Origin of the sequence: Methyloglobulus sp. (assembly GCF_046714055.1) — a bacterium.
Lineage (GTDB): Bacteria > Pseudomonadota > Gammaproteobacteria > Methylococcales > Methylomonadaceae > Methyloglobulus.
In genome coordinates this window covers 1-9044 of record NZ_JBKKBJ010000230.1, presented here as the reverse complement: position 1 = coordinate 9044, position 9044 = coordinate 1, and the positions used below count along the sequence as shown (strand labels likewise).

8 protein-coding genes are annotated in these 9044 nt (G+C 47.0%); 1 reads left to right on the top strand and 7 read right to left on the bottom strand.

The features are described from left to right. A partial coding sequence (locus ACLQ6D_RS13875; protein WP_411727910.1) for a hypothetical protein occupies positions 1-595 on the top strand: 595 nt, incomplete at its 5' end. Between the two features lie 50 nt (positions 596-645). Here the strand turns inward: ACLQ6D_RS13875 and ACLQ6D_RS13870 are convergent. The 7 genes from ACLQ6D_RS13870 to ACLQ6D_RS13840 form a co-directional block, all read right to left on the bottom strand. Then, on the bottom strand, positions 646-2103 hold the full coding sequence (locus ACLQ6D_RS13870; protein ID WP_411727909.1) for a TrkH family potassium uptake protein: 1458 nt from the start codon (positions 2101-2103) through the stop codon (positions 646-648). A 154-nt stretch (positions 2104-2257) separates the two neighbouring features. Next, a complete protein-coding gene (gene trkA / locus ACLQ6D_RS13865; protein ID WP_411727908.1) occupies positions 2258-3622 on the bottom strand; it encodes a Trk system potassium transporter TrkA in 1365 nt (454 codons plus the stop codon). Positions 3623-3726: 104 nt separating this feature from the next. Further along, a complete protein-coding gene (locus ACLQ6D_RS13860; protein WP_411727907.1) occupies positions 3727-4296 on the bottom strand; it encodes a hypothetical protein in 570 nt (189 codons plus the stop codon). Then, on the bottom strand, positions 4293-5207 hold the full coding sequence (locus tag ACLQ6D_RS13855; protein WP_411727906.1) for an MlaD family protein: 915 nt from the start codon (positions 5205-5207) through the stop codon (positions 4293-4295). The genes ACLQ6D_RS13860 and ACLQ6D_RS13855 overlap by 4 nt, the downstream gene beginning before the upstream one ends. After that, a complete protein-coding gene (locus ACLQ6D_RS13850; RefSeq protein ID WP_411727905.1) occupies positions 5200-5985 on the bottom strand; it encodes an ABC transporter ATP-binding protein in 786 nt (261 codons plus the stop codon). Before ACLQ6D_RS13850 ends, ACLQ6D_RS13855 begins: the two co-directional genes overlap by 8 nt. After that, positions 5982-7100: an MlaE family lipid ABC transporter permease subunit gene (locus ACLQ6D_RS13845; protein WP_411727904.1), complete on the bottom strand. Its 1119-nt coding sequence runs from the start codon at positions 7098-7100 to the stop codon at positions 5982-5984. Before ACLQ6D_RS13845 ends, ACLQ6D_RS13850 begins: the two co-directional genes overlap by 4 nt. Before the next feature lie 1564 nt (positions 7101-8664). Beyond that, positions 8665-9044 (bottom strand): hypothetical protein (locus ACLQ6D_RS13840; RefSeq protein WP_411727903.1); only part of this gene is annotated, 380 nt, incomplete at its 5' end.

The following is a 9044-nucleotide window of genomic DNA, read 5'->3' as shown; positions in this document are numbered from 1 at the left end:
AGCTGTACAGATGCCCAGCATTCTACCGGTAGTGGCTGTCTGTGACAACCGGATAAGCACGCATTCAACTATCATTTTTTGGGCCTTACGTTCTGCACCTGGGAATGCAGTCGAAGGCATGGCATCTTTCTTCACATTGCCCAACGCGGGGTTCGGTGGCTATTTGACTCTGACCGGTACTTTAAGAGGAAACGGGCGACTGAGGCCATTGCTTGCGAGAATGGAAGAACAGATGATCAAGGATGGTAAAGCTGCGGACGGATGGTATATCGAGTGTGAACCTCACGGGCAAGAACGTATTTTTAATCATTTAGGTTTTCGGGAAATAGACATCAATTACCGGCAACCCCCTCTGGGAGGTCAACCTTCATATGGCTTGGACGATACCCCTGATTTACGCCTTATGTACAAGAAATTTGGCAATAATTATAATGATCCAGCCATAAGCTACGATGAGTTTCTTAAGGCTATCGAGTGGATTTATCGTATCGTTTATCATGTGAAACAGCCGCAACAATCCTTGTTTATTCAGGATATTGAGGAACAAGTTGTTGATTGCAAAGATGGTTTGATAAATTTTAGAAGTTCCTTTTAGTGCTTAATGACGGAGCATGGTAAGTAGAAACATTCCGCCTTATTGATAGCTTACTTTCTCCAAAACTCAGGCACGAACAAGATGATGATGGAGAAAATTTGCACACGTCCCAGTATCATGGCAAAAGAGCAAATCGATGTTTGCAAATCGCTTAAGCTGGCATAATTAGTGGTCGGGCCAACTTGGTTGAGGCCTGGGCCGGCGTTGTTGAAACAAGCGATAACCGCAGACAGTGAACTGATAAAATCAAGGCCGGTTAATAATAAAGCAAAGACCAAGATAACTACGCACATAAAATACAAGAAAATGAACCCGGTAACGGATGCCACGATATTGTTGTTGATAACTTGATCGCCGATCCTTAAGGATTTAACAGCATAAGGATGGATGAACTTAAACATTTCCAACCGAGTTTGTTTGAGCAGGATGATAGTCCGAATCATTCGGATGCCACCGCCGGTAGAACCTGAAGAAGCAGACAAACAGCTTAAAAACAGCATCCACATCGGCACAAACATAGGCCACTGGTTAAAATCCTGGGTGACAAAACCACAATCGGTTGCGATAGAGACCAGATTGAAAGTCGCGTGCCGCAATGCCGTAAAGAAGTCTAGATAAGTGCCGGTATTCCACAATACCCATGCTGCCAGCAAGCAGCTACCTAAAACCAGGGCCAAGAGAGCCAGCATTTCCATGTCTTGTAGATAAGGTCTGAGAGACCGTTTGCGGATCACGACAAAATGGGTGGCAAAATTAATCGCTGCCAGTAGCTGAAAAATCGTCAATACGATTTCGATAGGTAAAGAATTAAAAAAGCCAACACTGGTGTCATGGGTGGAAAACCCGCCCAGGCTCATGGCGGAAAAAGCATGGCAGATCGCATCGAACCAGTCCATTCCTGCCAATTTCAGTGAGATGATACAAGCCACGGTAATGCCCGCATACACCATCCACAAGGCTTTGGCCGTTTGGGCTATACGCGGCGGCAAATCCGATTCTTTCACCGAGCCAGGCGCTTCGGCAATGTACAACTGCATACCGCCAATACCCAAAATAGGCAAGATGGCAACTGCGAAAATAATAATCCCCATTCCCGCTATCCAGTTCAATTCGTGCCGCCAGAGATTGATCGACATGGGCAGGTTGTCGAGACCGCTCAGTATGGTCGCGCCTGTTGTCGTAAGGCCTGAAACGGTCTCGAAATAAGCGTCAATAAAACTCAGGGAAGGCAAGTGCAGGAGCAAGGGAAACGTGCAAAATACAGGGGTTACCGACCAGGCAATCGCAACCAGTAAAAAACCGGTTTGGCGCGTGACTTTTTTGGGTGCGCGATAGGTTGGTAAAAACATCAACGCACCCAGCAAGAAGGTGATTAAAGTGCCATCAAGAAACGCATTGGTCGCGCCGTCATTGGCTATTAACGAGGTCAGTAGACTGGTGGACATCAAGCCGCCGCAGCCCATGGTGATCAGGCCAAAAATATGAATAATGGTAAGAAGTGCTGTCATGATGCGGGTCAGGCGAATTTACAGATCATGATTGGTTCGAACGACGTTAGCAACAGTGCCTTTTGCCTGGATATAGGCTTGAAAAAGGCAAATGAACCAATAATTGCAGCTTATCTGCATAATCATCTATACAGCCTTAACGTGGATGTTGAGGTCATTTTCCCAGCGGTTGAAAATTTTTCTCGATATTGACGACCAATTTTTTCTCCATGGCAAACATGACGACATGGTCATTTTCCTCAAATATGGTGTCATGATGAATTTCAATGACTTCCTGGTTGCGGATCAGTGCGCCCAGCACGATGCCGGAAGGGAAATGTATCGCGTCTACACGCTTACCCACCACCGAATGTGTGTCATTCGCGTGAGCCACGGCCTCGATCGCTTCGGCAGTGCCGCCACACAGGGAACTGACCTGCGCGACATCGCCCTTGCGCAAGTATTTCAATATGCTGCCCAGGGTTTCCTGATTGGGCAATACGGCGACATCAATACCGGTGCCGGGCAGCAATTTGCTGTAGGAAATATGGTTGAGTAGGCAGATGGTTTTACGCGCCCCCAGGCTTTTTGCCAGTGCGGCAGAAATAATATTGACTCCGTCATTATCGGTAATGGCGCAGAACAGGTCAGCGCTGTCGATAGATTCGTCAAGCAGCAGAATTTCATCCGCGCAATCGCCATTTAACACCACGGTTTTATGCAGCTCGTTGGCGATTTTCTTAGCCCGTTTGGGATCTTTCTCAATGATTTTGACTTGATGGTCATTTTCAAGCGCCAAGCCAAGGCGTTTACCGATATGTCCACCCCCGGCAATAATGATGCGCTTTAAAGGCGCTTCTAGCCGGTGTAGTTCTTTCAAGACCCTGCGGACTTCATCGCGCGGGGAAACAAAAAATACCTCATCACCCGTTGCAATGATTGCCTGACCATTGACCAACAAGGGTTTGCCTTGGCGGAATATGGCGACTACGCGAATCTTGTTATTAGCCAAACGGTCGCTCAGGTCTTTGATTTTTTTTCCGGTCAAAAAGCCATACTCTGTGACTTTCACCGAAAATAGCCGCACCAGCCCGCCCGCGAAATCGGAAATATGCAGTACGCCGGGAAAGTCGATCAAATTGCGGATGGATTCCATAACAATCATTTCAGGGCTTATCACATGGTCGATAGAAACCCCTTTGGAACGGAATAACTGCGGGTGCTTGAGGTATTCAATCGCCCGTACCCGGGCAATGGTTTTGGGGTGGCTGTACAAGGCTTTGATGACAAGACAGGCCAGCATATTGGTTTCATCGCTGTCCGTAACCGCTATTACAATATCCGTATCGTGTATGCCCGCCTGTTCCAGGACACTGGGGTGGGCGGCATTACCGACGACGGTAGCGATATCAAAACGCTCTTTCAACGCATCCAGGAGCAGCGGCTTATAGTCCACGACCATAATATCGTTTTCTTCGCTGGCTAATGCAGCAGCCACTGCCGAACCGGTGACACCGGCTCCAAGAATGAGTATTTTCATCTAATCCTAACCACCGATAAAATCATGGGTGGCGTATTTTACTGATTCTGATTGATAAATACCATCTGAATAATGGATAGCCTAATCTGCGGAATAACACGTGATTAATTGGTTTCCATCAACCAAGCCTGGATCTTATCAACGGCCTGCTTCGTTAAATGGGTAAAGCCGGTAACAGCGCCTTTGGCATCCGGTGTGGGGCAGGGGAATTGTAGATGGAAATCCCGTTTATTGGCCTTATGTTTATTGTCGTCAGGGATCGTGCTGGCGGTGAAGTGCATGACAACTTTCGCCTGATTTGCAGTATCGAATTGTTGTTCAAAAACGTGTAACTTAATAGTAATAGGGGCAAGCCATTGTTTCCCACTGTTATTGAGCATTTGCTCAAACAATTCAGGTGGCGAGGCAATCCAGCGATCCAGTGAATAAAATCTCACCTGGGTGGGCGTTGCATAAAGCAGCCGGTAGCGGATGCGGTTATCGGCAAGCCATTTGGGTGCTGCTACGGTAATCAGCGATTGTGGGGCCGATGTGCTGATTTCGGATGGTGAATCCGAAGTAACATAACCAAAATCATGCACTGCCGGTGGTAGGGACTGGGGCAGTATACTGCAACTGCTTGCACTCAGTATAAACAAACCCAGCATTAACAAACCAATCATTCGTGTCTTCATTTTGGCTCCTCATAGCCCGGTTCACCAGGGCCGGGTTCTTGCTGTTCTAGCCCTAGCAATACTGATTGAGGGTTGTTTCCCAAGGTTTCAGCTACCCTTTTTACCTGTTCCGTCGTCGCTTGCAGTTCAGTCAGCAATTGGTTGACTTTGGGCAGGGTGGTTTGTATAAACTGGTTGCTGGCAACGTTTCCTGTATCGGCAACTGCGCCGACTTTTTTGCTGAGATTTTTTGCTTCTTTGCTCAGGGTTTGCAAATCCCCAGCCAAGGCATCAATATTTTTAAGGGTTTTTCGTGCATCCGTTGTTAAAGCGGGAATGCCTAGCAACGCTTTTTCAACGCTAGATTGCAGGTCGGCGAGTTTATCGCTCAATGTTTTCAGGTTGGCGAGTATGCCGACTATATTCTCTTCATTTTCTTCATTCAATAAGCTGCTTAACCGGATCATGAGGTGATCGGCTTTTTTTAACAATTCATCACCGGAGTCAAGCAACCTATCGGTAACGGATGGCATTAAGGGGATACGATTGACCACGTTGTCACCCGGCGGTAGTTTTTCGGTTATTTTTCCGGAATCTCCCAGATCCAGTTGGGTTAGGCCGGTCACACCTTTTAAGTGCAGGGTGGCATAAACGCCTTTCGTGAACATGATGTTTTTGTCCACCTCAATCTTAATAAGAATAATGCCCGAATTTTCAGGATCAAACCGGATATTGAGCACTTTACCCACTGCAATACCGCGAAAAAATACGGTTGATTCAGGATTGAGTCCCGAAACTGAAGCCTGGGTCGAAACTATATAAATATCCCGTTCCCGCTCCAGATGACCCAGCCAATACACTACGCTGGTGGTTGCGGCTAACAGGATGGTCAAAAACAGGCCGGAGAGCAAAGCACGATTATTACTACCCATGGTCTTGCCCTTGTTGATACTTAAAAACACGTTGGGCGCGTTGATTATGAAAAAACCGTTGCACAAACGGATGCTGGCATTCCAATACGCTAGCCAGGGAGCCGAAAGCCACTAACTGCTGGTCTGCCAGCACCGCAACCTGGGTGCATAAGTCGCGTAATATATCTAAATCGTGGGTCACCAATATTACCGTAAATTTAAGGTCCCGATGAAGCTCAGATAACAAATCAACAAAATCCTGACTGGAAATAGGATCAAGACCTGATGTCGGTTCATCAAGCAACAACAGGCTCGGCTCCAGGATCAGGGTGCGTGCAAGGGCGACACGCTTGGTCATCCCGCCGGACAAATCCGCCGGTTTTAACCAGGCATCTTTGGCTGATAAGCCTACGTTTTCCAGCTTCATAAATACCAGCCGCTTAATGAATTCCTCATCTTCAACACCCAACTCGCGCAAAGGAAAAGCAATGTTTTCGAATACGTCCAGCACACTGAACAAGGCCCCTTTCTGGAATAGTACACCACAATGGTTGCGCAATTGTTTTCCGTGGCTGCTCGAAATGGTTTTCAATGACTCGCCCATCACGAATATTTCACCTTGGCTGGGTATTTGCAAGCCAATAATTTCGCGTAATAGCACGGTCTTGCCGCAACCTGAAGCGCCCACCAGCCCCAATATTTCACCTTGTGGCAGGGCAAGGCTAATATCTTTGTGGACAATTTTTTCCCCGAAACGAGTCCAGATGTGTTCCATGTGGATGGCATAAGGCTCGTTCATGGCATACCCACGCCCATAAAAAGTATGGCAAAGAGGGCATCCACCATAATCACTACCGTAATCGCCGCCACCACGGAATTAGTCGTCTCATTGCCCAGGCTTTCGGTATTGGGCTTGATACGAAAACCAAAATGGCAGGCTATCAAGGCAATCATCAGGCCGAATACGGCGCTCTTGCCCAGTCCGATAAAGACATTAAGCAACGGCACTGCATCCGGCAGTTTCATAATAAACTGCTGATAGCTGATATCCAAGGTATTCTGCGCCGAAAACATGCCTCCGATCAATGCTGCTGCGCTGGTCCACACGCTCAACAACGGCATGGTTATCGTCAGCGCCGCCACCTTAGGCAATACCAGTCGCAAGGAATGGGAAATCCCCATCGCCGACAGTGCATCCAGTTCTTCCGTAACACGCATGATACCAATTTGCGCTGTCATCGCCGAACCGGAGCGGCCAGCGACCAGAATAGCTGCGAGTAACGGCCCCAATTCGCGGATAATGCTCAAGCCCAGAATATCAATAATATAAATTTCCGCCCCAAATAGCTTTAATTGCAATGCCGACAAATAACTCAGTACGATGCCGATTAAAAAACCCACCAGCGCCGTGATGCCCAAAGCCCTGACACCGGATTCATAAATCGTGATGGAAATTTCCGACCAGGGTATGTCACTCGGATGCCGCAGCAGATGCCCACTATCCATTACCAGTTGCCCCATGATAGTGACAAAATTCAGGAGTTGCCCAAATACGTCCAAAATCATTTGCGAAAGGTAATCGGTTGCTTGTCCGGCAGAGAATCCGGGTAAATCCAACACAGGCACCGCCTGGGATTGCCACTTGTGGAGCAGGCGCTGATGTTCCGGCTTTATTTTCAGTCCAGTGGGCATTTTTTGCCCCCATGCCTGCCAAAGCAATAAGGCGGTAGCGCTATCGAGAACATTTACCGTACGCAGATCCCAATGCAGGTTGCTGTCAGTGGCACTCTGCTTGATGCCTTGTTGCAGGGTAGGTTCCATCGTCAGGTTGCTCAACGTCCAATCACCGGACAGGCAGACGCAAGCGGACTCGCCTTCTTGCTTTATGATTCCCAGTGTTGGCTGTCTTTTCAAGTTGGTATCGACTTGGTTCATCTGATAATGGCTACAGTGTAAGCACAATAGTTCAAATTATCCTAGCCTCAGCCGTTCGGTACAAACTTTATGGCCACTACAGATAAAGAAATCGTGCAAAAATCACAACCCGCATTTGCTGCAAAAAAACTTTTTGCTTTATACTTCTAAAGGGAGCTTGCGTATCCCCCTTTTTAATTTACATGGCTATTTACAAGTTGCAGGTAAAGACTGCAATTACCGCCCGAAAATTTTCTTGCCTCCTTATAAAGGCTTGTTTTTATTGCTTGTTAGTGAAATTCAACCAATATTTGAATTCGATAACCTGTGGTAAGTAAATAACTATGTTAATTTAAGGTTGAAAACATTCAAAATAGCAGAATTTAATTTAACAAGGGCTGATCAATGCAGATGTCATTGGTTAAAGGTAAAAAAAGCAAAGCCACCCCGGCTTTCACCTTATCGTTCGATCATAAAGTCGGTGTGACTGCTCAAAAATAGCAGAAGGGAGTCGCTATTTTTGCGAATGCTTGTTTTGGGCATGAGCGATTTGTCGTCCAAGCCCAAGCAAGCGGCAAAAACTTAGCGTGACCGCCAATGCCTGGCTACCCCAGCCGTTCCGTACGGCTACGCTCAGGACAGTCTCTGCTTCCCTCGTTTTATACCCGACAAGGGCTATAAAACTTGGTTACGCAATGACTCGACGCGATGTCGGAAAGCTTAGCATTTTCACTACGCAAGCAACGCTTCGTGAAAATGCCCAGCCCGCTTCTGGTGGCTACTCGGCTCCTGTCTCGCAGCGAATGAACTGGTAACCTTATTCCTGGACGAGAACATTAGGTCAAGAACGCAAAGGTCAAAAGAATCAACTCAGTTTCTCCAAGAAGCATCACAAAAATTTAAAATTGAAATCCAGAAAAGTGAGAATCAGATAGCCGGATATAAGGAAAAGGACAGAGGTAGTCTGCCAGAGCAATTGACCGTTATTATTTCGTCCGTAGCCAGAATTGAAAACACATTTCAACAATTGCAAGAAAAAATGCTGGATGAAAGAAGGATAAATTTACAAAATCAACTCAGTGCCACCAATTCCGCCATTTTGGCAGCGGGTGACAAAAACACCAGAGTGGAAAGCCGAGCTTCTCTTGAACCCGAGTACAAAAGCCTGTTAGAAAAATATTCCAGCACCCATCCAGACGTTAAAGCCTTGAAAAGAAGGCTTCCGCGGCAGCAAAGGCCATCGTCATGGCCCAGGCATTGCTAACGCCAATCGTATTGGCCAACAGCGCCGCACGAACATGCTACCAATCACCGCCTTGGCCGCCCCTCTCCTTTGGTGTATCGGCGTGGCCTGGAAAAACAAAGCCCTCGCAAAACAAGTGCACGTGAATTCGTCCAGCAAACGTGACCCCTATTCGGTGATCTTTCTTGCCCGGTTACTCATACAACAGTCGGCGTTTCGATTATCACACAGCCAAATTTGACAAGCGCTAACCACGATCAAGCCTTACATCGATAGCGTATTATGCGCCTGAATTTTTGTGGGGATAGCCCAGGGCCCGCCCTATTTTAATATTTCCGATGGTGTAATTTCCCTTTCTTGCGGCTTGGATCTGGGTTTAGTTTTACGCAAAGTATTCTTTGCCGATTTTGCTTTGTGTCGGCCTTTTTTTGAAGGCTCTGCTTTGTGTTTTGTTTCATGCTTGAAAGAGATAGCAATTTCACGGACATGCGTAACATTTGAACCCTTTTCTAAGCTTTCTTCAACCTCGACATCGATGATGGCGTCAACTTGATCGCCGTATCTTGCCAAGGCCTCCTGTTTTAAATAATCTACCGCTTGATTACGTAACTCGACCTGACCGACGAAGAAATAGTCATACCATTTTAAGGTATATTCGATTGGGCCTAGTGCGATATAAGGCTTGTTGACGCGACCCTCAA

Excerpts from the sequence above, each read along its gene's own strand:
- ACLQ6D_RS13870 (WP_411727909.1), bottom strand. The coding sequence starts at position 2,103 with ATGACAGCACTTCTTACCATTATTCATATTTTTGGCCTGATCACCATG.
- trkA (WP_411727908.1), bottom strand. The coding sequence starts at position 3,622 with ATGAAAATACTCATTCTTGGAGCCGGTGTCACCGGTTCGGCAGTGGCT.
- ACLQ6D_RS13860 (WP_411727907.1), bottom strand. The coding sequence starts at position 4,296 with ATGAAGACACGAATGATTGGTTTGTTAATGCTGGGTTTGTTTATACTG.
- ACLQ6D_RS13855 (WP_411727906.1), bottom strand. The coding sequence starts at position 5,207 with ATGGGTAGTAATAATCGTGCTTTGCTCTCCGGCCTGTTTTTGACCATC.
- ACLQ6D_RS13850 (WP_411727905.1), bottom strand. The coding sequence starts at position 5,985 with ATGAACGAGCCTTATGCCATCCACATGGAACACATCTGGACTCGTTTC.